We start from the raw sequence: 24987 nt of genomic DNA on the forward strand, positions 1-24987 counted from the left end.
CCGCTGAACTCGCTGATCACCGTGCACTCTCCCGCTTGGCGTCCAGTTCGGCCTGCTTGCGTATCCGGTCCGCGATCGGGTCGACGCGGCGCCGGGCCGTCTGCTCGTACAGGGCGATGGCCAGCCAGGTCACGGGGACCTGGATGAGCGCGAGGAGCAGGCCGGTGGGCAGGCCGTCGGTGACGGTGCTCGTCATGAACGACGGGGCGAACGCCGACAGGATCAGGAACAGGGTGAAGTAGCCGAGCGCCGTGAGCGTGGCCACGCGCCGCTGCCAGCGGTAGGCGCTGCGCAGGACCCGCAGGTCGCTGTGGTGCCCGAGCGCGGTGTGGCGTTGGGGGCGCCGCTCCGGCGGTTCGGGCTGCTGCTGCGGCTGCCAGGGGTAGGTGTCGTAGGAGGGCGAGGAATCGGGTGGGGGATAGGGGTAGGACGGCGGCGGGTCGAAAGACATCCCGGTGCTCCTTGCGAGGGTTGGATCCGGTGCGGCGGGCCGCAGGGAGGTGGGGGGCGGGCGGCCACGCACGTTACTTCGGAGTACCGGGGCAGCGCGAGGGTTTCGCCAAACTGATTGGTCGGTATGCGCTTGCCTTTTTGACCTTGGGTGTTACCCCCGTTGACGGAGTGGTCGGCGTAGGAAGCGGACTCCCGGGCGGCCGCCCACGATCGCCTCCTCCACCCGCGTGAAACCGTTGCGGGCCAGGACTCTCATGGAGGCCGGGTTGTCCAGGGTCGTGGCCGCGGTGAGGGACGTCAGGCCGTAGTCGGTGGCGGCCAGGTGGCACACCTGTGCGACGGCCGCCGTCGCCACGCCCCGGCCCGCCGCCTGTTCGCCGATGCGGTAGCCGAGTTCGGCGCTGCCGTCCGCCACGTCGATCAGGTTCACCCGGCCGATCAGGTTCCCCTCCTCCCCGAGGACGACATGGAAGCGGCACGCGCGCGCGTGCTGTTCCGCCAGGAGCGACCGGAGGCGTTCGGCGAAGCCCGCCGGTGTGAAGAAGACGTCCCCGCGGTCCGGGACCGTGCGGGCGAAGTACGCCCGGTTCTCCTGCTCGAAGGCCAGCAGGGCGTCCGCGTGATCGGCTCGGAGTGGTTCCAGGGTCGGCATGGGCGGGAGGATACGGACGCTCAGTCCCCCAGCACCGGGAATTTCCGGGGCGCGAGGAACAGCAGCACCAGGAACGCCAGGGCCGCCGCGCACGAGGCGCCCAGGTAGACGGCGTGCACCGCGTCGGCGATCGCCCGCCGGGTCGCCTCGGGCGCGCTGCCCGAGTCCAGGGCCCGGGTCACCGAGTCGAGGTCGCTCGCCCCGCCGAGCCGCGCGGCCAGCACCCCGTTGGCGACGGCGCCGAAGAGGGCCGCTCCGATCGTCTGGCCGGTCTGGCGGCAGAACAGCACCGACGCGGTCGTCGTACCGCGCTCGGCCCAGCCCACCGTCGACTGCACCCCGACGATGAGCGGCAACTGGAACAGGCCCAGCGCGGCGCCGAGCAGCAGCATCAGCAGCGTCGGCTGCCAGGCCTGCCCCGGGTAGGGGAGGAAGGGGAACGCGAACAGGATCAGGGCGGCGGCGCCGATGCCCAGCATCGCGGTGTTGCGGAAGCCGATCCTGCGGTACACGTGCTGGCTCAGGGCCGCCGATATGGGCCAGCTCAACGTCCATACGGAGAGCACGAATCCGGCGGCGACCGGCGCCAGGCCCAGCACGCCCTGGGCGTAGGTGGGCAGGAACACCGTCGGCGCCACCATCAGCAGGCCCAGCGCGCCCAGGGCGAGATTGACCGCGGCGATCGTGCGGCGCCGCCACACCCAGCCGGGGATGATCGGCTCCGCGGCCCGCCGCTCCACCAGCACCACCACCGCGACCAGGGCGAGTCCCGTACCGAACAGGGCGAGCGAGGGCGCCGACAGCCACGGCCAGGCCACTCCGCCCTGCACCAGGGCCGCGAGCAGGACGCCGCCGCAGGCGAACACCGCGAGCGCGCCGGCCCAGTCCACGCGCGCGTGGGCGACGGTCTCCCGCTCCGGCTCGTGCAGATGACGCACGATCAGCCACAACGCGACCGCGCCGATCGGCAGGTTGACCAGGAAGATCCACCGCCAGTCCGCGTACGCGGCGAGCACCCCGCCGAGACCAGGGCCGGCGACCGCGGACACCGCCCACACCGTGGAGAGCTTCGACTGGATCTTGGGGCGGTCCTTCAGCGGGTACAGGTCGGCGGCGAGCGTCTGCACCGTGCCCTGGAGCGCGCCGCCGCCGAGGCCCTGCACGACGCGGAAGGCGATGAGCGCCTCCATGTTCCAGGCCAGCGCGCACAGCAGGGAGCCGAGGAGGAAGACGACCGAGCCCACGACGAGGACCGGTTTGCGGCCGAAGGTGTCGGAGAGCTTGCCGTAGACGGGCAGGGTGACGGTCACGGCCAGCAGATAGCCGGAGAACAGCCAGGAGAAGACGGAGAATCCGCCGAGGTCCCCGACGATCTGCGGCACGGCCGTCGAGACGATGGTGGAGTCGAGCGCCGCCAGCGCCATCGAGAGCATCAGCGCGGCGACGACGGCCCCGCGCCGGCCGGTCGTCGCGGGACGAGCCGCCTCACGTGCCGCGGAACTGGTGCTTCCCACCCCGGGTGCCTTCCCCTCGCGCCTGCCTGCCCCTTGCACCTATTTACCCGAAGGACAGCTTCCCACTTGACCCTGACGTCACGGGAGGGTGGAGCCTGACTGGGCCGTGAGGTGGAGCCGACCCTGAGAAGGACTCCACCCTTCGGTGGACTGCCCCTAGGGGTACCTCCGTACTACGACCTGGGGAGGGTTCGTACCGGCGGAGGACGAGACGCGGAGGGGTCCGTCCTTAACCTGGCTTTACGCCGTCGGGGGGCGGTGTTCCACACCGGCGGGGTGGGGTTTTCCACAGGAAGAAGACGGCGCCCAACACCAGGGCGCGTGACCCCTCCCCACCGAAAGACTTGAGACACATCACCTTCTGCTGATCGACACTACTGACCGACATAGGAGACATACCGTGACATCGGCTGTAACCATTCCCAGGCACGGGGGTACTGGCGGGCGTACGGCCGTTGCCGCACGGGCACGGCAGGTCGTGAAGGCGTACGGATCCGGGGAGACCCGGGTCGTCGCCCTCGACCATGTCGACGTGGACATCGCACGCGGCCAGTTCACCGCGATCATGGGCCCCTCGGGGTCCGGCAAGTCCACGCTCATGCACTGCCTCGCCGGGCTCGACACCGTCACCGGCGGGCAGATCCACCTCGACGAGACCGAGATCACCGGTCTGAAGGACAAGAAGCTCACACAACTGCGCCGGGACCGGATCGGGTTCATCTTCCAGGCGTTCAACCTGCTGCCGACGCTGAACGCGATCGAGAACATCACGCTGCCCATGGACATCGCCGGCCGCAAGCCGGACAAGGAGTGGCTCGGGCGGGTCGTGGAGACCGTCGGGCTCTCCGACCGTCTCAAGCACCGGCCCACCCAGCTCTCCGGCGGCCAGCAGCAGCGCGTCGCCGTGGCACGGGCCTTGGCGGCCCGGCCCGAGATCATCTTCGGGGACGAGCCGACCGGAAACCTCGACTCGCGCGCCGGCGCCGAGGTGCTGGGCTTCCTGCGCCGCTCCGTCGACGAGCTGGGCCAGACCATCGTGATGGTCACCCACGACCCCGTCGCCGCCAGTTACGCGGACCGGGTCCTGTACCTCGCCGACGGCCGGATCGTCGACGAGATGTTCAAGCCGACCGCGGACGCCGTCCTGGACCGCATGAAGGACTTCGACGCCCGGGGGCGTACGTCATGACCGTCATGAAGACCTCGATGCGCAACTTCCTCGCGCACAAGGGCCGTATGGCGCTGTCGGCGATCGCCGTCCTGCTGTCGGTGGCCTTCGTCTGCGGGACGCTCGTCTTCACGGACACCATGTCGACCACGTTCGACAAGCTCTTCGCGGCCACCTCCTCCGATGTGACGGTGAGCCCCAAGGGCGCCTCCGACAGCGGGGAGACGACCTCCGACAACGGCAAGCCGCCGGTCATGCCGGCCTCCGTGCTCGCCGAGGTCCGGGGCGCCGACGGTGTGAAGTCCGCCGAGGGCGCGGTGTTCTCCACCTCGGTGACCGTCGTCGACGGCGACAAGGACAACCTGTCGCCCTCCAGCGGCGCCCCGACCATCGTCGGCGGCTGGAACGGCAACGAAGCCCGCACCATGAAGGTCACCTCCGGTGCGGCGCCCAAAAGCGCCGACCAGATCATGGTCGACGCCGACACCGCCGACAAGCACGGCCTCAAGCTCGGCGACCCGATCGGCGTGATCAGCGCGATGGGCACCCACACCGCGAAGATCTCCGGCATCGCCGACTTCACCGTCACCAACCCCGGTGCCGCGATCTTCTACCTCGACACCAAGACCGCCCAGCAGGCCCTGGTCGGCGAGAGCGGCGTCTACACCAACGTCAACGTCACCGCGGCCGCCGGCGTCAGCGACGCGCAGCTGAAGAAGAACGTGACGGCCGCGCTCGGCGGCGACCTCCAGGTGAAGACCGCCAAGGAGACCGCCGACGCCAACCAGAAGGACGTCGCGGGCTTCATGAACGTCATGAAGTACGCGATGCTCGGCTTCGCCGGGATCGCCTTCCTCGTCGGCATCTTCCTGATCATCAACACCTTCTCCATGCTGGTCGCCCAGCGCACCCGGGAGATCGGCCTGATGCGGGCGATCGGCTCCTCCCGCAAGCAGGTCAACCGCTCGGTGCTGATCGAGGCGCTGCTGCTCGGCGTCGTCGGCTCGGTGCTCGGTGTGGCCGCGGGCGTCGGCCTCGCGATCGGCCTGATGAAGCTCATGGGCCAGATGGGCATGGAGCTGTCCACCGACGACCTGACGGTGGCCTGGACGACCCCGGTGGCCGGCCTGCTCCTCGGCGTGATCGTCACCGTCCTGGCCGCCTACCTGCCCGCCCGGCGCGCCGGCAAGATCTCCCCGATGGCCGCGCTGCGCGACGCGGGTGCCCCCGCGGACGCCAAGGCCGGCTGGATCCGCGCCGCGATCGGCACCGTCCTCACCGGCGTCGGCGCCCTCGGCCTGTATCTGGCGGCGACGGCCGACCAGGCCAAGGAGGGCTCGCTCTGGCTCGGCCTCGGCGTGGTCCTGTCGCTGATCGGCTTCGTCGTCATCGGCCCGCTGCTCGCCGGCGGTGTGGTCCGGGTCCTCGGCGCCGTCCTGCTGCGCATGTTCGGCCCCGTGGGCCGCATGGCCGAGCGCAACGCCCTGCGCAACCCGCGCCGCACCGGCGCGACGGGCGCCGCCCTGATGATCGGCCTCGCCCTGGTGGCGTGCCTGTCCGTGGTCGGTTCCTCCATGGTGGCCTCCGCCACCGACCAGCTCGACAAGACCGTCGGCACGGACTTCATCATCCAGTCCGACAGGGGCCAGCTCCTCACCCCGCAGGCGGTGCAGGCCGCGAAGTCCGCGTCGGACATGGAGCGGTTCACCGAGTACAAGTGGACCGAGGCCGACTTCACCACCCCCGACGGCAAGACGCTCAAGGACACGGCGATCACCGCCGCCGACCCCACGTACGCCACCGACCTGCGCACCGAGACGGTCGCCGGCAAGCTCCCCGACGCCTACAAGCCCGACTCGATGTCCGTGCACGAGAAGTTCGCCGAGGACCACGGCATCAGCCTCGGCTCCAAGATCTCCGTCGCCTTCAAGGACGGCCGCACGGCCGACCTGACGGTCCGGGCGATCACCAGCAGTGACGCCGTGATCGACGCGGGCGCGATGTACACGTCCATCTCGACGATGGCCAAGTACGTCCCGGCCGACAAGATGCCGCTGGACACGCTGCTCTTCGCCAGCGCCGAGGAGGGGCAGGAGGAGGCCGCGTACAAGTCCCTGAAGTCGGTCATGCACGACTACCCGCAGTACGTCGTGCGCGACCAGACCGACTACAAGGAAGCCCTGAAGGACCAGATCGGCCAGCTGCTCAAGATGATCTACGGCCTGCTGGCCCTGGCGATCATCGTCGCCATCCTGGGCGTGGTGAACACCCTGGCCCTGTCCGTGGTGGAGCGCACCCGGGAGATCGGCCTGATGCGGGCGATCGGCCTCTCCCGCCGCCAGCTCCGCCGCATGATCCGCATGGAGTCGGTCGTCATCGCCCTCTTCGGCGCCCTCCTCGGCCTCGGCCTGGGCATGGGCTGGGGCGCCACCGCGCAGCAGCTCCTCGCGCTGGAGGGCCTGATGGTCCTGGAGATCCCCTGGCCGACGATCATCGGCGTCTTCGTCAGCTCGGCGTTCGTGGGCCTGTTCGCGGCACTGATCCCGGCGTTCCGGGCGGGGCGGATGAACGTGCTGAACGCGATCGCGACGGAGTAGCGCGGCAGTCGTCACCGAGAACCACCGCACACGGGGGTTGCGGGGGACCCGGCGCCGAGGAGTCCAGGACTCCTCGGCGCCGGGTGCTGTTGCGGACCCGCGAGCCCGGCTTCCTGTCCGACCGCTTCGGGCGGCGGGTGGGCACAGGTCCCGGGGGTCCAGGGGGCGGAGCCCCCTGGCAGGCCAGGACACCGATGCCGAGCACCTGACACGGGGCGTTGTCCACAGGCCCCGCCGCCCGGCCGCGCAGCGACGTACGCTGGAGACCCCCGGCCCGCGGCGCGCGTCGGGCCAGTCGTGTTGCCCACCCCTGGACGGAAAAGACCCGTATGAGCCTGCACGGTCTGCTCGACGCCGTAGTCAGAGACCCCGCCCTCGCGGAAGCGATCAGCGCGGCCGCAGACGGCAACCGCATGCACGTCGACCTGGTCGGCCCCCCGGCCGCCCGCCCCTTCGCGGTCGCCGCCCTGGCCCGGGACACGGGCCGCCCGGTGCTGGCCGTGACGGCGACGGGCCGCGAGGCCGAGGACCTGGCCGCGGCCCTGCGCTCCCTCCTCCCGCCGGAGGGAGTGGTGGAGTACCCCTCCTGGGAGACCCTCCCGCACGAGCGGCTCAGCCCCCGCAGCGACACCGTCGGCCGCCGTCTGGCCGTGCTGCGCCGCCTGGCCCACCCCCGCCCCGACGACCCCGAGACCGGCCCGGTCTCCGTCGTCGTCGCGCCCGTCAGGTCCGTGCTCCAGCCGCAGGTCAAGGGCCTCGGCGACCTGGAGCCGGTCTCCCTGAGACCGGGGCAGAGCGTCGACCTCGAGGAGATCGTCGACGCCCTCGGGGCCGCGGCGTACGCGCGCGTGGAGCTGGTGGAGAAGCGCGGCGAGTTCGCCGTGCGCGGCGGCATCCTCGACGTGTTCCCGCCCACCGAGGAACACCCCCTGCGCATCGAGTTCTGGGGCGACGACGTAGAGGAGATTCGCTACTTCAAGGTCGCCGACCAGCGCTCCCTCGAAGTCGCCGAGCACGGCCTGTGGGCGCCGCCGTGCCGTGAACTGCTGCTCACCGAGGACGTACGCGAGCGTGCGCGGGCCCTCGCCGAACAGCACCCCGAGCTGGGCGAGCTGCTCGGCAAGATCGCCGAGGGCATCGCGGTCGAGGGCATGGAGTCCCTCGCCCCGGTCCTGGTCGACGACATGGAGCTGCTGCTCGACGTACTGCCCAAGGGCGCCATGGCCGTCGTCTGCGACCCGGAGCGGGTCCGTACGCGCGCGTCGGACCTGGTGGCCACCTCGCAGGAGTTCCTCCAGGCCTCCTGGGCGGCCACCGCCGGCGGCGGCGAGGCGCCCATCGACGTCGGCGCGGCCTCCCTGTGGTCCATCGCGGACGTCCGGGAGCGGGCCCGCGAGCTGGACATGATGTGGTGGTCGGTGTCGCCGTTCGCCGCCGACGAGGAGCTGGACGCCGACACTCTCAAGCTCGGCATGCACGCCCCGGAGACCTACCGGGGCGACACCGCCAAGGCCCTCGCCGACACCAAGGGCTGGCTCGCCGACGGCTGGCGCACGGTGTTCGTGACCGAGGGGCACGGCCCGGCCGCCCGTACGGTCGAGGTGCTGGGCGGCGAGGGCATCGCGGCCCGTCTCGACGCCGACCTCGCCGAGATCTCCCCGTCCCTGGTGCATGTGGCGTGCGGCTCGATCGAGCACGGCTTCGTCGACACGGCCCTCGGCCTCGCGGTGCTCACCGAGACCGACCTGACCGGCCAGAGGGCCGCGGGCCGCGAGGGCGCCCGGATGCCGGCCCGCCGCCGCAAGACCATCGACCCGCTCACCCTGGAGCCGGGCGACTACATCGTCCACGAGCAGCACGGCGTGGGCCGCTACATCGAGATGGTGCAGCGCACCGTGCAGGGCGCGACCCGTGAGTACCTGGTCGTGGAGTACGCGCCCGCCAAGCGCGGCCAGCCCGGCGACCGTCTCTACATCCCCACCGACCAGCTGGAGCAGATCACCAAGTACGTCGGCGGCGAGGCCCCCACGCTGCACCGGCTGGGCGGCGCCGACTGGACGAAGACCAAGGCCCGCGCGAAGAAGGCCGTCAAGGAGATCGCGGCCGACCTGATCAAGCTGTACAGCGCGCGCATGGCGGCCCCCGGGCATGCCTTCGGGGCCGACACCCCCTGGCAGCGCGAGCTGGAGGACGCCTTCCCCTACGCGGAGACGCCCGACCAGCTCACCACCATCGCCGAGGTCAAGGACGACATGGAGAAGACGGTCCCGATGGACCGGCTGATCTGCGGCGACGTCGGCTACGGCAAGACCGAGATCGCGGTCCGGGCCGCCTTCAAGGCCGTCCAGGACGGCAAGCAGGTGGCCGTCCTGGTGCCCACGACCCTGCTGGTGCAGCAGCACTTCGGGACGTTCAGCGAGCGCTACGCGCAGTTCCCGGTCAGCGTGAAGGCGCTCTCCCGCTTCCAGACCGACACCGAGGCCAAGGCGGTCCTGGAGGGCCTGCGCGAGGGCTCGGTGGACATCGTCATCGGCACGCACCGGCTGTTCTCGTCGGAGACGAAGTTCAAGGACCTCGGCCTGGTCATCGTCGACGAGGAGCAGCGCTTCGGCGTCGAGCACAAGGAGCAGCTGAAGAAGCTCCGGGCGAACGTCGACGTCCTGACGATGTCCGCGACCCCCATCCCCAGGACCCTGGAGATGGCGGTCACCGGCATCCGGGAGATGTCGACGATCACCACCCCGCCCGAGGAGCGGCACCCGGTGCTGACCTTCGTGGGCCCCTACGAGGAGAAGCAGATCGGCGCCGCCATCCGCCGTGAACTGCTGCGCGAGGGCCAGGTCTTCTACATCCACAACCGGGTCGAGTCGATCGACCGGGCGGCGGCCCGGCTGCGCGAGATCGTCCCCGAGGCGCGCATCGCCACCGCCCACGGCCAGATGTCGGAGCAGTCGCTGGAGCAGGTCGTCGTCGACTTCTGGGAGAAGAAGTTCGACGTGCTCGTCTCCACGACGATCGTCGAGTCCGGCATCGACATCTCCAACGCCAACACGCTGATCGTGGAGCGCGGCGACAACTTCGGCCTGTCCCAACTGCACCAGCTGCGCGGCCGGGTGGGGCGTGGCCGCGAGCGCGGGTACGCCTACTTCCTCTACCCGCCGGAGAAGCCGCTGACCGAGACCGCGCACGAGCGGCTCGCGACCATCGCGCAGCACACCGAGATGGGCGCCGGTATGTACGTGGCGATGAAGGACCTGGAGATCCGCGGCGCGGGCAACCTCCTCGGCGGCGAGCAGTCCGGCCACATCGCGGGCGTCGGCTTCGACCTGTACGTGCGGATGGTGGGCGAGGCCGTCGCCGACTACCGGCGTCAGCTGGAGACCGGCGGGATCGAGGAGGAGCCGCCGCTCGAGGTCAAGATCGAGCTGCCCGTCGACGCGCACGTCCCGCACGACTACGCGCCGGGCGAGCGGCTCCGTCTCCAGGCGTACCGCGCCATCGCCTCCGCCAACACGGAGGAGGACGTCAAGGCCGTCCGCGAGGAACTCGTCGACCGCTACGGCAAGCTGCCCGAGCCGGTGGAGAACCTGCTGCTCGTCTCCGGTCTGCGGATGCTCGCGCGGGCCTGCGGGGTCGGCGAGATCGTGCTCCAGGGCACCAACATCCGCTTCGCCCCCGTGGAGTTGCGCGAGTCGCAGGAACTGCGGCTCAAGCGGCTCTATCCCGGGACGGTCATCAAGCCGGCGGTGCACCAGGTGCTGGTGCCGCGCCCGAAGACCGCGAAGGTCGGCGGAAAGCCGCTGGTCGGGCGGGAGTTGCTGGGCTGGGTCGGGGAGTTCCTGACGTCGGTGCTGGGGTCCTGACGCCCCACGTGCGAAGGACCGCCGCCACACCCCGCGTGCGAAGGACCGCCGCCAGCCGGTCGCGCACCGCCGTCTGCGCGGCGATCCGCGCGTCCAGCACGGCGAGCCGCTCGGCGGCGGTCCGCACGGCACGGAACGTCCGAAGCCGCCCGTGGGAGGTGCGTACACGTCTCCCCGGACGGCCTCTGGGGGAGGAGAGGCCTTACTGCTGAGAGGCCTTACTTCTGGTCGGGCCGGTCGCGGTCCTGGTCCATGCCGAGCGAGCCCTCCATCCGCTGCTGCCCGGATTCGACCTGGTCCTCGTACTTGCCGCCGGTCCTCTCGTTGGCCTTCTGTTCCGCGGTGTCCGAGCCTTGCTTGCCCTTGTGCCGCGCCTGGCTCTTGAACTTGTCGAAGATGCCCATGCAGAACTCCTTCAGGAGGTGACTCAGAACCGACGATACGCGCGACATGCTAGGAATGCCCCTTTAGGTCCGATGTGGTCTGGACCTCTCCCTCGCTACCGTGGGACCAGGCACGGACAAGCACAGGGGAGGGGCGCACGGTGACGCGTCTGAGGGGCGGGGCGGCACTGGCTGTCGCGATGGTGTTCGCCGGTTCGACGCTGGTCGGCTGTGAGGGACTGGCCCCGCCCGCGGACGGCGGCGGACCCTCCGGTTCCGGTGTCCCGGCCGACGGCGACGGGGGAGGCGACGGCCGGGCGGTGAACCCGCTGGACAACCCGGACGGCACGAAGCCGGGGCTCGCGGCGATCACCTCCACCGAGGACCGGGCGAGGGCCCGCGACGTGATCGAGAAGGTGGTGACGAAGGGGCGCGGCCCCAGGACGGGATACGAACGGGACGAGTTCGGCTACGCCTGGAAGGACTCGGCGCCCCGCGACGTCCCCTTCTCGCACAACGGCTGCGACTCGCGGAACGACCTCTTGAAGCGCGACGGGCAGGACCTCCGTTTCCGCTCGGGCTCGGACTGCGTCGTCATGGCGCTGACGCTGCACGACCCGTACACCGGCAAGGTCATCGAGTGGACCAAGTCCCGTGCGATCGCGGTCCAGATCGACCACGTCATGCCGCTGTCGTACGACTGGCAGATGGGCGCTTCGCGCTGGACGAAGGACAAGCGGGAGTCCATCGCCAACGACCCGCTCAATCTCGTCCCGGTCGACGGCCCGACCAACAGCTCCAAGGGCGACTCGGGCCCGGCGTCCTGGCTGCCGCCGAACAAGAAGATCCGCTGCTCGTACTCGGTGCGCTTCGCCCAGGTGTCCCTCAAGTACGACCTGCCCGTGACGGCGCCCGACAAGGAGATGATGCTGCGGCAGTGCGGGGGCTGAAGGGGCTAGCGTCCTTCGTCATGACGGCCGATTCGCTCGACGCCATGCGGACCGAACTCCGGGGCCTGGCGGAGCCGGGGATCAGAGTGCAGCAACTGCGGGTGCTCCGTCCCCCGGAGGACGACGAACTGCTCGGCGTGCGCGTCCCCGCGCTGCGCCGGCTGGCCCGGGCCCACCGGGACCTGGCCCTGGAGGACGTGGAGGTGCTGCTGCGCGGCCGCGTCCACGAGGAACGGCTCGCCGGGCTCCTCGTCCTGGCCGAGCGGATGCGCAGGGCGCGCGGGGCGGAGCGCGCGACGCTGGTCGACTTCTATCTGGCGCACACCGACTCCGTGGACAACTGGGACCTCGTGGACGCCTCCGCGCACACCGTGCTCGGGCCCTGGCTGGTGGACGGACCGGCGAACGCCCCGGAGATCCTGGACCGGCTGGCCGCCTCGGCATGGCTGTGGGACCGCAGGATCGCCGTGGTCGCCACGCTGGCGCTCATCCGCGAGGGCCGCTTCGAGCCGACGCTCCACCTGGTGCGCGCGCTGTGCCGGGATCCGGAACCGCTGATCCACAAGGCGCTCGGCTGGATGCTGCGCGAGATCGGCCGCCGCGACGCGCCCCTGCTGGTGGCATTCCTCGAACGCCACCAGACCGAACTGCCGCGCGTCACCGTGCGCTGTGCGACCGAGCTGCTCCCGGCGGACGAGCGGGCGCGGTTCGTCCGCACGCGATAGCGCGAACACGGCAGGGGGGGAGTCCCAGCCGTCGGACCGGGCCCCGCCTGGTAATTCGATTCCGGGTGGACCCCCGCTCGCCTAGCGTGACCGCATGCAGCCGAAGATATCGACCCTCGCCGACCGCCCCGACATGCTGGAGCGGGTCGTCGGAATGGCGGACAGCTGGCCGGAGTTCGTGATCCAGGACCTCGTGGGCGCCGCGCACTTCCCGCGGATCGCCGCCGAACTCCCCGAGTACGTCCTGTTCGCCGAGGACGAGCGGGGCGAGGTCGTGGCGAACGGCTACAGCGTGCCCTTCGCCCTCGGCGCCGAGGGCCGCGGCGAACTGCCCGCCCGCGGCTGGGACACCGTCCTCGTCTGGGCCTTCTCCGACCTGCGCCGCGGTGTCCGCCCCGACACCGTCAGCGCGATCTCGATCTCCGTCGCCCCGCACGCCCAGGGCCGGGGCCTGTCCGCCGTGATGCTCTCGGCCATGCGCGACAACGCCCGGGCCCGCGGCTTCCGCGAGGTCGTCGCCCCGGTCCGCCCGAGCGCCAAGCACCTGGAACCGCACACCCCCATCGAGGAGTACGCCCACCGCGTCCGCCCCGACGGCCTGCCCGAGGACCCCTGGCTGCGCGTCCACGCCCGGGCCGGCGCCACCATCGACTCCGTGGCACCCGCGTCCATGACGGTGTCCGCCGCCCTGGCGCACTGGCGCCGCTGGACGGGACTGCCCTTCGACACCGAGGGCGACATCGAGGTGCCCGGCGCCCTGGTGCCGGTGCGCTGCGAGCCCGCGCGCGGGTACGCGGTGTACGTCGAGCCCAACGTGTGGATGCGGCACCCCCTGTGAGGGTCCGGCAGCGGCGGTGAGCGACGCGAAGTGATCAGCACGACAACGGTTCGGTACAACCCGTGACGGGTTGTCCTTGTCGGGCTATACGCTCGGACTCCCATCCGGGCTCTGTCACTCGCACATCCGTCCCCATCGGCTCACCGGTCCAGGAGCAGTCATGTACGGCCACGGCGCGGCGCCGCCTCCCCGCAGCGCGGCAACGGTCATCTCCCTGCGCGTGCTGTTCGCCGCCGCCGGTTTCCTCACCTGCGGCGTGCTGGCCTGCGTACCGCTGTTCCGGGTGGCCGTCCTGCGCGGACGGGGCCTGTACTGGGCGCTGGCCTGGGTGAGTCTGCCGCTGTCCATCGCGTGCTTCGCGGTGGTCGGCACCCTGCCGGAGGGCGACTACCGCAGCGACATCGCGCTGGCCGTGATGCTGCTGATCGGCCTGGGCGCCTCCATCTGGTTCCTGATCGTGGACATCGGCCACCACAGCCGGCCACAGCAGTTCACCGGCTACCCGTCGCCCCACGCCCAGACGGCGACGCACACCCCGTACGGCTATCCGCACCCCGCGCCGCCCTACGCCCCCACGTCCACGCCCGTCCCGCAGCAGCCGCCGCACACCCCTGTCGCCGGCGACACCCCGCCCCCCGGCCCGGTGCCGCCGTCGCCGCAGCGCCCCGCCCCCGCCCGGATCGACCAGGTACGCGCCGAACTCGACGAACTCAGCGACTACCTGCGCCGCCACGAGGGCGAAGGCCACCGGGACGGCACCTCCGAGGGCGGCAGATGAGCGCGGCGGCGGGACGTGTCGTCGCCGGCCGCTACGAGCTGTCCACGCTCCTCGGCCAGGGCGGCATGGGCCAGGTCTGGACGGGCTACGACCAGCGGCTCGACCGGCGCGTGGCGGTGAAGCTGCTGCACCCCGACAAGGTGGCCGGGCAGGACGCGGAGGAACTGCGCCGCCGCTTCGTGCGCGAGTGCCGGGTGACCGCGCAGGTCGACCACCCGGGCCTGGTCACGGTGCACGACGCGGGCAGCGAGGGCGAGGAGCTGTTCCTCGTCATGCAGTACATCGACGGCGCCGACCTCGCCGGCCATCTCGCCGAGCACGACCCGTACCCCTGGCAGTGGGCGGTCGCCGTCGCCGCGCAACTGTGCGCCGTGCTCAGCGCCGTGCACGCTGTGCCGATCGTCCACCGCGACCTCAAGCCGCGCAACGTGATGGTGAAGCAGGACGGCACGGTCACCGTCCTCGACCTCGGCATCGCCTCCGTCATGGACACCGACACCACCCGCCTCACCCACACCGGCACCCCCATAGGCTCGCCCGCCTACATGGCCCCCGAGCAGGCCATGGGCGGCGCGGTCGGCCCCTACACCGACCTCTACGCACTCGGCGTCGTCCTGCACGAACTGCTCAGCGGCGACGTCCCCTTCTCCGGCTCCACCGCCCTCGGCGTACTGCACCGGCACCTCTACGAGCCCCCGCAGCCCGTGCGCCGCCTCCGCCCCGAGGTCCCCGAGGCCCTGGAGGCCCTCGTCCTGCGCCTCCTCGCCAAGGACCCGCAGCACCGGCCCGCCTCCGCGCAGGAGGTCTACGAGCATCTGGAGCTGCTCCTGCCCGCGCGCGGGACGCCCACCGGAGCGCCCCTCGACCCCACCCGGCCTTTCCTGCGCCCGCACGCCCCCTGGCCCGACCGCGCGCGTACCCCCGCTCCCCAGCCCGCGCCCGCCACGCCCGTCACCGAGACGCCCGGGAAGACGGACATCGCCCGCGCCGTCGACGAGGTCAAACGGCTCCTCGGCGAGGGCCGCATCACCCAGGCCGTCGACATCCTCGGCGCGACCCTGCCCGCCGCCGCCGAACAGCACGGCGAGCACTCCCCGGTCGTGCGCACCCTGCGCAAGCAGTACGCGGCCACGCTCCTGGACGACGGGCAGTACCGGCGCGCCCTGCCCGAGCTGCGCCGCCTCGCCGACGAACGCGCCGCCGAGGCCGGCCAGGCCGACCCGCAGTCCCTGCGCTTCCGCTACGAGGCCGCCCAGTGCCTCGAACAGCTCGGCGAACCGGCCGCCGCGCTCGCCGAGTACCGGGCGGTGCTGCCCTACTACGAGAACCAGTACGTCGCCGCAGGCGGCCCCGAACTCGCGCACGACGTCCGCCGCCGCATCGGCCATCTCCTGCTCGCCCTCGGCGACCGCGGCGCCGCCCACGACACCCTCGCCCGGCTGCTGCACGACGTGGAGCGCACGCACGGCCCCGGCCACCCGCTGGGCACGGAGATCCGCCGGACGCTGCAGTGGCTGGGGCAGGTCCGCGGGTAGGACCCGCGCTTCACCCCGGCTCGGGGCGGCGCGGCGGTGCCGGAAGTCCTGGTGAATCGTTGGTCGAATGGGTTGGCCAGAGCTCGCCCACTGCCTAACATCGATCAACGCAAGACCTTGTGCACCGTCGCACAATCTCCTCGGGAGGTTCCCTTGCACCGCCGCCGTCGCACCGCGCTCGTCCTCACCGCCGCGATCGCCGCCGCGGCGCCCCTCCTCACCGCCTGCGGGAACGAGGCGCATGCCGGCGCCGCGGCCGTGGTCGGCGGGCAGCGGATCACCGTCTCCCAGCTCGAGGAACGGGTCGGCGAGGTCCGCGAGGCCCAGCGGGAGACCGTGCGCGACGACGCCCAGTACCAGCAGGCCATCGCCCGGACCGGCACCCTCACTCGCGACACCCTGCACACCATGATCCTCGACCGGGTGCTGCACCGCGCCGCCGAGGACGCCGGGGTGAGAGTCACCCGCAGGGAGGTCCAGGAGATGCGGTCCGGCCTGGAGGAGCAGGCCGGCGGAGCCCAGGCGCTGGAGACGACCTGGCTCCAGCAGTACGGCATCCCGCCGGAGCGCCTCGACGACAACCTCCGCCTCCAGCTGGAGGCCCAGAAGCTCGCCGAGAAACTCAACACCGACACCAGCCGCCCCGAGTTCTGGAAGGCCCTGTCCGAGGCCTCCAAGGACCTGGACGTCGACCTCAACCCGCGCTACGGCACCTGGGACGTCCAGAAGAGCAGCCGCGCCGACGCCAAGACGCCGTGGGTGCGGGACGTGACGGCGGCGCAGACACAGCAAAGCATGTAGGCCCGCCCATCCGCCGGGGCCTGTGGACAACTCCGGCGGCGCGGAGCCTGTGGAAATCTCGGGGCCCGCGAGGCCTGTGGATAACTTCGGGGGCTGTCGGCGACGTGGGATAGCTTCGAATCGTGAACGCCAACAGCCCCGAAGCCACCCCGCGACCCGAGCAGGCCGCCCCCGCCGCGCACGCCGCCACCGGCCGCATCGTCCTGCTCACCACCAGCCACCGCGTCGCCCCCGGCCTGCTCTCCTGGCCCGCCTGGCAGGCCCTGCACGCGGCCGACCAGGTGCTGTGCGCGGACGGCGCCCACCCGCAGCTGCCCTATCTGCGCGAGGCGGGGATAGCCGTCGACGAGGCGTCCCCGGCCGCGCAGGAGCTGGTCGACGCCTGCGCCGGGGGCCGCACGGTGGTCGTCGTGGCGACCGGCGAGGGCGAGCCGGTCCTCACGGACGGCCTGGCGCGTCTGGCCGGCACCGGCCGCGTCGACATGCCCGAGCTGGAGCTGCTCCCCGCCTCCTACGACCTGCCGGGCGCCCGCCTCCTCGACCTCGTCCAGGTCATGGACCGCATCCGCGCCGAGTGCCCCTGGTCGTCCCGCCAGACCCACAAGGGCCTGGCCAAGTACGGCATCGAGGAGGCGTACGAACTCGTCGAGGCGATCGAGGAGGGCGACCGCGACGAACTGCGCGAGGAGCTCGGCGACGTCCTCCTCCAGGTGGTCTTCCACGCCCGCATCGCGGAAGAGGACCTGGAGTCCCCCTTCTCCATCGACGACGTCGCCGGCGGCATCGTCGCCAAGCTGATCCACCGCCACCCGCATGTCTTCGGCGACGAGACGGCCACCACCCCCGAGGAGGTCAAGGCGCACTGGCTGCGCACCAAGGCGGTCGAGAAGCAGCGCACCTCCGTCACCGAGGGCATCCCCCTCGGCCAGCCCGGCCTGGCCCTCGCCGCCAAGCTGGCCTCCCGGGCCCGCACAGCGAACCTGGACATACCCCTCCCACCCGTCGAAGGCATCGGCTACGACCTCCTCGCCCTGGCGGTCCGCGCCGAGTCGGAGGGCGTGGACCCGGAAGCGGCCCTGAGAGCGGCGGCCCGCGCCTACCGGGACGCGATCAGGGAGAGCGAGGGCTGAGGGCAGCGGCCGTGAGGCGCTCCGATCGCTGCGTAGGGTCATGGCATGCGACATGAAGTGCCCGGGGTGCCGGAACTGTTCTCGTGGGAGTTCGCCACCGACCCCTACCCCGCCTACGCCTGGCTCCGTGAGCACGCCCCCGTGCACCGGACCAAGCTCCCCAGCGGCGTCGAGGCCTGGCTGGTCACGCGGTACGCCGATGCCAAGCAGACCCTCGCCGACAACCGGCTCTCCAAGAACCCGGCGCATCACCGCGAACCCGCGCACGCCAAGGGCAAGACGGGTATCCCGGGTGAGCGCAAGGCCGAGTTGATGACGCATCTGCTCAACATCGATCCGCCGGACCACACCCGGCTGCGGCGGCTGGTGTCCAAGGCGTTCACACCCCGCCGGGTCGCCGAGTTCGAGCAGCGGGTGCAGGAGCTGACCGACGGTCTCATCGACGGGTTCGCGCAGCAGGGGTCCGCCGACCTGATCCACGAGTTCGCCTTCCCGCTCCCCATCTACGCCATCTGCGACCTGCTCGGCGTCCCCCGCGAGGACCAGGACGACTTCCGGGACTGGGCGGGCATGATGATCCGTCACCAGGGCGGCCCCCGGGGCGGCGTGGCGCGGTCGGTGAAGAAGATGCGGGGCTACCTCGCCGACCTGATCCACCGTAAGCGGGAGGCGCTCCCCGCCGAACCCGCCCCCGGCGAGGATCTCATCTCCGGTCTCATCCGGGCCTCCGACCACGGCGAGCACCTCACCGAGAACGAGGCCGCCGCCATGGCCTTCATCCTGCTGTTCGCCGGTTTCGAGACAACCGTGAACCTGATCGGAAACGGCACCTACGCCCTGCTCACCCACCCCGAGCAGCGCACCCGGCTCCAGGCCTCCCTCGCCGCGGGGGAGACCGGCCTCCTGGAGACGGGCGTCGAGGAACTCCTGCGTTTCGACGGCCCCGTCGAGCTCGCCACCTGGCGCTTCGCCACGCAGCCGCTCACCATCGGCGGGCAGCGCATCGAGGCCGGCGACCCGGTCCTCGTCGTCCTGGCCGCCGCGGACCGGGACCCGGAGCGGTTCGCCGATCCGGACGTGCTCGACCTCTCCCGCCGCGACAACCAGCACCTCGGATACGGCCACGGCATCCACTACTGCCTCGGCGCCCCGCTCGCCCGTCTGGAGGGCCAGACCGCCCTCGCCACGCTCCTCACCCGCCTCCCGGACCTGAGGCTCGCGGCCGAACCGGCCGAGCTGAGGTGGCGCGGCGGCCTGATCATGCGGGGGCTGCGGACGCTGCCGGTTGAGTTCACGCCCGCACCGGTGGGGTCCACGCCCGCGCAAAGGTGACACGCCGTCAGTCCTGTGATCTTCACGTGATCTACGCGGCATTAACTTGTGACAAGTGATCGTCTGCCTATACGTTCACCCATCATCAGCGCGGCCCGGGAAAACCGGCTTCGCGCCGGTCACTGCTGTCTTCGCGAAAGGTCTCCGTATGCTCTCCGGGAACGGTCGGCACCGTCGCCCCCGCCAGGCTCCGGCTCTCCTCCTCGCGGCCGGAGTGACCGGCTCCGCCATCGCGATCCCGCTCCTCGGAGCCTCCGGCGCCAGCGCGGCCGACGCCACGACCTGGGACCGGGTCGCGGACTGCGAGACCGGCGGCGCCTGGAGCCAGAACAGCGGCAACGGATACTTCGGCGGCCTGCAGTTGTCGCAGGAGGACTGGGAGGGTCACGGCGGCCTCGACTACGCCCCGAGCGCCGACCTGGCCAGCCGTTCCCAGCAGATAGCCGTGGCCGAGAGAATCCTGGCCGAGCAGGGGGCCGGTGCCTGGCGCACCTGCGGGCTGCTGTCCGGTCTGGAGCAGGACAAGAAGTCCTCCGACTCGGACGGCTCATCCGACTCATCCGGTTCGTCGGATTCATCCGGATTGCTCGACTCCCTCGGGTCCTCGCCTTCGTCGTCCCCGTCCGGCTCGCCGTCTTCTGACGAGTCGTCGGACTCGAAGGACGAATCCTCCAAGTCCGACAAGTCGCCCGACTCCAAGGACTCCGACTCGCAGGACCAGGAGCCCGAGAGCTCCCCGTCCGCCACGCGCGAGAGTGACAAGTCCGACAACTCGCGGCAGAGCGACGATTCCTCGGCGCCGACCGACAGCGGCTCCGGCCGCCACCGCGGCCCCAGTGCCGACGAGACCCAGGCGCCCGAGGGTCGTACGGACGACTCCACGGGGCGTCACGCCTCGCGCGACGACCGCGGCGAGGAGGGCTCCGGCGACTCGTCCGAGGGTGCCTACATCGTGGGGATCGGCGACAGCCTCTGGTCCATCGCCGACTCCCTTGACATCAGCGGCGGATGGCACGAGCTCTACGACGGCAACAAGAAGGCCGTCGGTACCGACCCGGACCTCATCCGCCCCGGTCAGAAGCTCACGGTCGAGGGCGAAGCGGACGAGAAGTAGCGGTTCGGGCAGTGCGGAAACGGGGGCGGAAGTCGCCCCGAAACAGCGCGAGTTCGCGTCATGTTTCGCGGCTAATGTCCCGTTTGATGCCCGTGAGAGATAGATCTCAGAAGCCCTGATCGTCTTTGAAATTCGGCGGATCGCGTGGCTACGGTCGGGACCGCTCGTCACCACGAGCCCCGGCTGCCGCAACGCCGAATCCTGCCAGCGGCCGTACGGGAACAGTCGTCGCGTCAAGCGCCGTAGGCAGGAGCGGGGGACCCAAGGTAGGTGCCCGACCGGCCGGTTGTGCCGGAAGGGCTTGGGGTGAAGCCGTGTCCCGGGAGGGGCGCGGCCGGGCAACTCAACCGGCCCGAACCCGACAGCTCACCTCGCAGGCGTCGGTGAGGGGATCCTTCCATGCTGTTTTCCAGCAAGGGCAAGCACCGTCGTCCGTCCAAGGCCAGCCGTGCCATCGCCGTCGCCGGTGTCACCGGCGCCGCTGTCGCCGCCCCGCTGATGGCCGCCGGCGGCGCTTCCGCCGCCACCGCCTCCGAGTGGGACGCCGTCGCCCAGTGCGAGGCCGGCGGCAACTGGTCCATCAACACCGGCAACGGCTACTACGGCGGTCTGCAGTTCTCCGCCTCCACCTGGTCCGGCTACGGCGGCACCAAGTACGCCGCCACCGCCGACCAGGCCACCAAGGAGCAGCAGATCGAGATCGGCGAGAAGGTCCTCGCGGGTCAGGGCAAGGGTGCCTGGCCGGTCTGCGGCAAGGGCCTGTCGAACGCCAGTGGCGGTGGCTCCTCCTCCTCGGACGACTCCGGCAGCTCCTCGCAGCAGAGCGAGCAGAGCCAGCAGAGCACCGAGTCCCGCGACACCCAGCAGCCGGCCTCCCGCTCCGACGAGCGCCCGGCCGCGAAGAAGACCGTCACCACCCCGACCGGCAAGAAGGTCAAGAAGGGCGACGGCGAGTACAAGGTCGTCAAGGGCGACACCCTGAGCTCGATCGCGGCCGACAAGAAGGTCGAGGGCGGCTGGGAGAAGCTGTTCCAGCTGAACAAGGACATCGTCGAGGACGCCAACCTCATCTACCCGGGCCAGCAGCTGCACCTGAAGTAAGCAGCGGCCCTCCCCGTCCCCACGGGCTCCCCGCCCCGGCGCGTGTTCCCCCGTACGCGCCGGGGCGGGGTCATTTCCGCCGGGCGTCACTGCCGGTCTTTTCCACGATCGTCTTTGTTCCGTTCGGAAACAATTTACTCTCGGTTCTGTCCATGGGGTGGGCGACCCGGTGGCCGATCGGCCCGAGCCGGTTAGGCTCATGTCGCGAGCCACCACGGCCCGCACCTCGCCGGGTCCACGTGACCCGCGTACCCGCGTCACATAAGAAGGAGATGCTCGTGCCGTCCATCGACGTCGTCGTAGCCCGGGAAATCCTGGACTCCCGAGGCAACCCCACGGTCGAGGTCGAGGTCGGCCTCGACGACGGCAGCACCGGTCGTGCCGCCGTCCCGTCCGGCGCCTCCACGGGCGCCTTCGAGGCCATCGAGCTGCGTGACGGCGACTCGAACCGCTACCTCGGCAAGGGTGTGGAGAAGGCCGTCCTCGCGGTCATCGAGCAGATCGGCCCGGAGCTCGTCGGCTACGACGCCACCGAGCAGCGCCTGATCGACCAGGCCATGTTCGACCTGGACGCCACCGACAACAAGGGCTCCCTCGGCGCCAACGCCATCCTCGGCGTCTCCCTCGCCGTCGCCCACGCCGCCTCCGAGGCCAGCGACCTGCCGCTGTTCCGCTACCTGGGCGGCCCGAACGCGCACCTGCTGCCCGTTCCGATGATGAACATCCTGAACGGCGGCTCGCACGCCGACTCCAACGTGGACATCCAGGAGTTCATGATCGCCCCGATCGGCGCGGAGTCCTTCTCCGAGGCCCTGCGCTGGGGCGCCGAGGTCTACCACACGCTGAAGAAGGTCCTGAAGAGCAAGGGCCTGGCCACCGGCCTCGGCGACGAGGGCGGCTTCGCCCCGAACCTCGGCTCCAACCGCGAGGCCCTCGACCTCATCCTCGAGGCGATCAAGGAGGCCGGCTACACCCCCGGCGAGCAGATCGCCCTCGCCCTCGACGTGGCCGCGTCCGAGTTCTACAAGGACGGCGCCTACACCTTCGAGGGCAAGACCCGCTCCGCCGCCGAGATGACCGAGTACTACGCCGAGCTCGTCGACGCGTACCCGCTCGTCTCCATCGAGGACCCGCTGTTCGAGGACGACTGGGAGGGCTGGAAGACCATCACCGAGAAGCTCGGTGACAAGGTCCAGCTCGTCGGCGACGACCTGTTCGTCACCAACCCCGAGCGCCTGGCCCGCGGCATCGACGAGAACGCCGCCAACGCCCTGCTGGTCAAGGTCAACCAGATCGGCTCGCTGACCGAGACCCTGGACGCCGTCGAGCTGGCCCAGCGCAACGGCTTCAAGTGCATGATGTCCCACCGCTCCGGCGAGACCGAGGACGTCACCATCGCCGACCTGGCCGTCGCCACCAACTGCGGCCAGATCAAGACCGGCGCCCCGGCCCGCTCCGAGCGCGTCGCCAAGTACAACCAGCTCCTGCGCATCGAGGAGATCCTCGACGACGCGGCGGTCTACGCCGGCCGCAGCGCCTTCCCGCGCTTCAAGGGCTGACCGGGCTGACCCGTTAAGGGTCAACCCTGAGCCAGTCGTACGTACGTCCCCGTACTCGGTCCCGTACCGTGTCCGGGGACGTACGCGCGTCGGACGGTGGAGCGGGAGAGCGGGGAGACCATGGCCGTGAAGGACCGGGACCGTTTCTCCACCGCGACCAGGATCCGGCTGCTCGGCGAGCAGACCGCGGCCCGGGTCTACCGTTCCCAGACCCGGCGCCAGGCCCGCCGCTCCCGGCTGACCGGCCGGGCCGCGCTGCTCGCCCTGGTGATGTGCACGCTGATCGTGGCGCTCGCCTACCCGATGCGGGAGTACGTCTCCCAGCGCGCCGAGATCGACGACCTCCAGCGCGAACAGCAGCAGGCCCGGCAGCGCGTCGAACGGCTGCGCGACCAGAAGGCGCGCTGGCAGGACGACGCGTACGCGGAACAGCAGATCCGGCAGCGGTTGCACTACGTCATGCCGGGGGAGACGGGATTCATCGTCGTCGACCCGCACGTGGCGCGGCAGTCGCACGCCGTGCTCGGGACGGCCGACCGCCCCTGGTACGCCAATGTGTGGGACGGCGTCGACAAGTCCGACGCCTCCGACCGGTGAACCCGGATCCCAGCCAGATATCTGACTCAAAGAAAGACAGCCTGAAGACAGTCATGGAAACGCCCCCGCCGACCACCCCGCGCACCGAGCCCACCGACGCGGACGTCGAGGCCTTCAAGCAGCAGCTCGGTCGGCCCCCGCGCGGTCTGCGCGCGATCGCGCACCGGTGCCCGTGCGGGCAGCCCGACGTCGTCGAGACGGCACCTCGGCTGCCGGACGGGACGCCGTTCCCGACGCTGTACTACCTGACGTGCCCGCGCGCCGCCTCGGCCATCGGCACGCTGGAGGCGAACGGCGTGATGAAGGAGATGACCGAGCGGCTGGCCTCGGACCCCGAGCTGGCGGCGGCGTACCGGGCGGCGCACGAGGACTACATCCGGCGGCGCGACGAGATCGAGGAGCTGAAGAACTTCCCGAGCGCGGGCGGCATGCCGGACCGGGTGAAGTGCCTGCACGTGCTCGTGGGCCACTCGCTGGCCGCCGGGCCCGGGGTGAACCCGCTCGGGGACGAGGCCATCGAGATGCTGCCGGAGTGGTGGCGCAAGGGCCCGTGCGTGACGAACGCCGAGGAGGCCACGCAGTGACCCGTGTCGCCGCCGTGGACTGCGGTACGAACTCCATCCGGCTCCTGGTCGCGGACGCCGACCCTGCCACCGGTGAGCTGGTCGACCTGGACCGCCGGATGACGATCGTGCGGCTCGGGCAGGGCGTCGACCGCACCGGCCGGCTCGCCCCCGAGGCGCTCCAGCGGACCTTCGCGGCGTGCCGCGAGTACGCCGGGATCATCAAGGAGCACGGGGCGGAGCGGCTGCGGTTCGTGGCGACCTCCGCCTCCCGGGACGCCGAGAACCGCGACGAGTTCGTGCGCGGCGTGCTGGACATCCTGGGCGTCGAGCCCGAGGTGATCTCCGGGGACCAGGAGGCCGAGTTCTCCTTCACCGGCGCCACCAAGGAGCTCGCCGGGGGAGACCACCTGCCCGAGCCCTACCTCGTCGTGGACATCGGCGGCGGCTCGACCGAGTTCGTCGTCGGCGACGACCATGTCCGGGCGGCGCGCTCGGTGGACATCGGCTGCGTCCGGATGACCGAGCGTCACCTGGTCCGGGGCGGCGTGGTGAGCGACCCGCCGTCCGAGGAGCAGATCACGGCGATGCGGGCGGACATCGAGGCCGCCCTCGACCTCGCCGAGGAGACGGTCCCGCTGCGCGAGGCCCGCACGCTGGTGGGCCTCGCCGGGTCCGTGACGACCGTGTCGGCGATCGCGCAGGAGCTGCCCGAGTACGACCCGGCCGCCATCCACCACTCCCGTGTCTCCCACGACCGGGTCCGTGAGATCACCGAGTGGCTGCTGCGCTCCACGCACACCGAGCGCGCGGCCGTGCCGTCCATGCACCCGGGCCGGGTCGACGTGATCGCGGCGGGGGCCCTCGTACTGCTGTCGATCATGGAGCGGATCGGCGCCGAGGAGGTCGTCGTGAGCGAGCACGACATCCTCGACGGCATCGCGTGGTCGGTCGCGTAGGCCGCTTCTGAGCAGGCATGGATCACGTTTGAGCGTGTCCGGGGGGCTCTGGTGAACCCCCCGGCGACGGCTCGTCGGAAAAGTTCGTGAAGTTCTTCACAAGGAATTCGGCCCGCGAGGGCGACAAGAAGGGCCCCGTTGACCCATCCGGGGCCCTCAGGTGCCTTTGAACGTGTTCAGAAGCATGGTATGGAGATGCCGGGGAAGGAGCCCGGAGCGGGACTCCGGGGTGGCCTCACGGAGGCCCTTTCCGCCCAGAGAGGCAGCTCACGCGGCATTGACAACGGTCCGGGGTGCACAAAGGATCCCGGTTGTCACCATGACATGGATCACGCGAGCCGCGGAGGATAACACACCCCCCTGCCAGAGCTTGTG

General features: G+C 71.1%; 21 protein-coding genes, 1 pseudogene and 1 riboswitch. Of the genes and pseudogenes, 17 read left to right on the forward strand and 5 right to left on the reverse strand.

Annotation, left to right across the window (positions count from 1 at the left end):
- Positions 1-16: 16 nt before the first annotated feature.
- The 3 genes from KJK29_RS22440 to KJK29_RS22450 form a co-directional block, all read right to left on the reverse strand.
- Entirely contained in the window at positions 17-451 is a 435-nt protein-coding gene (locus KJK29_RS22440) for a DUF485 domain-containing protein (RefSeq protein ID WP_215120939.1), read from the reverse strand.
- A gap of 153 nt (positions 452-604) precedes the next feature.
- Entirely contained in the window at positions 605-1105 is a 501-nt protein-coding gene (locus KJK29_RS22445; protein ID WP_215120940.1) for a GNAT family N-acetyltransferase, read from the reverse strand.
- Between the two features lie 20 nt (positions 1106-1125).
- The gene (locus KJK29_RS22450) at positions 1126-2619 is read right to left on the reverse strand and encodes an MFS transporter (protein WP_215120941.1); all 1494 of its coding nucleotides are present in this window, start codon (positions 2617-2619) and stop codon (positions 1126-1128) included.
- Positions 2620-3019: 400 nt separating this feature from the next.
- On the opposite strand from KJK29_RS22450, the gene KJK29_RS22455 reads away from it, so the two are divergent.
- The 3 genes from KJK29_RS22455 (at position 3020) to mfd (ending at position 10247) form a co-directional block, all read left to right on the forward strand.
- Positions 3020-3808 (forward strand): ABC transporter ATP-binding protein, encoded by a 789-nt coding sequence (locus KJK29_RS22455; RefSeq protein WP_215120942.1) that lies wholly within the window; start codon positions 3020-3022, stop codon positions 3806-3808.
- Positions 3805-6384: an ABC transporter permease gene (locus KJK29_RS22460; protein ID WP_215120943.1), complete on the forward strand. Its 2580-nt coding sequence runs from the start codon at positions 3805-3807 to the stop codon at positions 6382-6384. Before KJK29_RS22455 ends, KJK29_RS22460 begins: the two co-directional genes overlap by 4 nt.
- 329 nt (positions 6385-6713) lie before the next feature.
- Positions 6714-10247, forward strand: a complete 3534-nt coding sequence (mfd, locus tag KJK29_RS22465; protein ID WP_215120944.1) for a transcription-repair coupling factor — start codon at positions 6714-6716, stop codon at positions 10245-10247.
- 37 nt (positions 10248-10284) lie between these two features.
- On the opposite strand, the pseudogene KJK29_RS38945 reads toward mfd, so the two are convergent.
- Positions 10285-10377 (reverse strand): annotated as a pseudogene (locus KJK29_RS38945) (MerR family transcriptional regulator); the annotation flags it as partial.
- An 88-nt stretch (positions 10378-10465) separates the two neighbouring features.
- Positions 10466-10651 (reverse strand): Rv0909 family putative TA system antitoxin, encoded by a 186-nt coding sequence (locus KJK29_RS22470; RefSeq protein WP_215120945.1) that lies wholly within the window; start codon positions 10649-10651, stop codon positions 10466-10468.
- A 140-nt stretch (positions 10652-10791) separates the two neighbouring features.
- Here KJK29_RS22470 and KJK29_RS22475 point away from each other — a divergent pair, with 140 nt between their 5' ends.
- The 14 genes from KJK29_RS22475 to KJK29_RS22540 all read left to right on the forward strand — a co-directional run bounded on the left by KJK29_RS22475 (position 10792) and on the right by KJK29_RS22540 (position 24612).
- Positions 10792-11580, forward strand: coding sequence for an HNH endonuclease family protein (locus KJK29_RS22475; protein WP_251057906.1), 789 nt, complete (start codon positions 10792-10794; stop codon positions 11578-11580).
- Positions 11581-11600: 20 nt separating this feature from the next.
- Complete coding sequence (locus KJK29_RS22480) at positions 11601-12305, forward strand: DNA alkylation repair protein (RefSeq protein ID WP_215120946.1); 705 nt, start codon at positions 11601-11603, stop codon at positions 12303-12305.
- 94 nt (positions 12306-12399) lie between these two features.
- Positions 12400-13143 (forward strand): GNAT family N-acetyltransferase, encoded by a 744-nt coding sequence (locus KJK29_RS22485; protein ID WP_215120947.1) that lies wholly within the window; start codon positions 12400-12402, stop codon positions 13141-13143.
- A gap of 160 nt (positions 13144-13303) precedes the next feature.
- A complete protein-coding gene (locus tag KJK29_RS22490; protein WP_215120948.1) occupies positions 13304-13921 on the forward strand; it encodes a hypothetical protein in 618 nt (205 codons plus the stop codon).
- Positions 13918-15456 carry a serine/threonine-protein kinase gene (locus KJK29_RS22495; protein WP_215120949.1) on the forward strand — a complete coding sequence of 513 codons (1539 nt, stop codon included), beginning with the start codon at positions 13918-13920 and terminating at the stop codon, positions 15454-15456. The genes KJK29_RS22490 and KJK29_RS22495 overlap by 4 nt, the downstream gene beginning before the upstream one ends.
- Before the next feature lie 153 nt (positions 15457-15609).
- On the forward strand, positions 15610-16257 hold the full coding sequence (locus tag KJK29_RS22500) for a SurA N-terminal domain-containing protein (RefSeq protein WP_215120950.1): 648 nt from the start codon (positions 15610-15612) through the stop codon (positions 16255-16257).
- A gap of 122 nt (positions 16258-16379) precedes the next feature.
- Positions 16380-17387, forward strand: coding sequence for a nucleoside triphosphate pyrophosphohydrolase (locus KJK29_RS22505; RefSeq protein WP_215120951.1), 1008 nt, complete (start codon positions 16380-16382; stop codon positions 17385-17387).
- 45 nt (positions 17388-17432) lie between these two features.
- The gene (locus KJK29_RS22510) at positions 17433-18719 is read left to right on the forward strand and encodes a cytochrome P450 family protein (RefSeq protein WP_215120952.1); all 1287 of its coding nucleotides are present in this window, start codon (positions 17433-17435) and stop codon (positions 18717-18719) included.
- A 148-nt stretch (positions 18720-18867) separates the two neighbouring features.
- Positions 18868-19833: a LysM peptidoglycan-binding domain-containing protein gene (locus KJK29_RS22515; RefSeq protein ID WP_215120953.1), complete on the forward strand. Its 966-nt coding sequence runs from the start codon at positions 18868-18870 to the stop codon at positions 19831-19833.
- A 228-nt stretch (positions 19834-20061) separates the two neighbouring features.
- Positions 20062-20228, forward strand: a riboswitch (cyclic di-AMP (ydaO/yuaA leader).
- A 4-nt stretch (positions 20229-20232) separates the two neighbouring features.
- Complete coding sequence (locus tag KJK29_RS22520) at positions 20233-20934, forward strand: LysM peptidoglycan-binding domain-containing protein (protein WP_215120954.1); 702 nt, start codon at positions 20233-20235, stop codon at positions 20932-20934.
- Between the two features lie 278 nt (positions 20935-21212).
- Entirely contained in the window at positions 21213-22493 is a 1281-nt protein-coding gene (gene eno / locus KJK29_RS22525; protein ID WP_215120955.1) for a phosphopyruvate hydratase, read from the forward strand.
- A 120-nt stretch (positions 22494-22613) separates the two neighbouring features.
- The gene (locus tag KJK29_RS22530) at positions 22614-23090 is read left to right on the forward strand and encodes an FtsB family cell division protein (protein ID WP_215120956.1); all 477 of its coding nucleotides are present in this window, start codon (positions 22614-22616) and stop codon (positions 23088-23090) included.
- Positions 23091-23143: 53 nt separating this feature from the next.
- Positions 23144-23674, forward strand: coding sequence for a DUF501 domain-containing protein (locus KJK29_RS22535; RefSeq protein ID WP_215120957.1), 531 nt, complete (start codon positions 23144-23146; stop codon positions 23672-23674).
- The gene (locus tag KJK29_RS22540) at positions 23671-24612 is read left to right on the forward strand and encodes a Ppx/GppA phosphatase family protein (RefSeq protein WP_215120958.1); all 942 of its coding nucleotides are present in this window, start codon (positions 23671-23673) and stop codon (positions 24610-24612) included. The genes KJK29_RS22535 and KJK29_RS22540 overlap by 4 nt, the downstream gene beginning before the upstream one ends.
- Positions 24613-24987: the final 375 nt, after the last annotated feature.

The organism is Streptomyces koelreuteriae (genome assembly GCF_018604545.1).
Taxonomy (GTDB): Bacteria; Actinomycetota; Actinomycetes; order Streptomycetales; family Streptomycetaceae; genus Streptomyces; species Streptomyces koelreuteriae.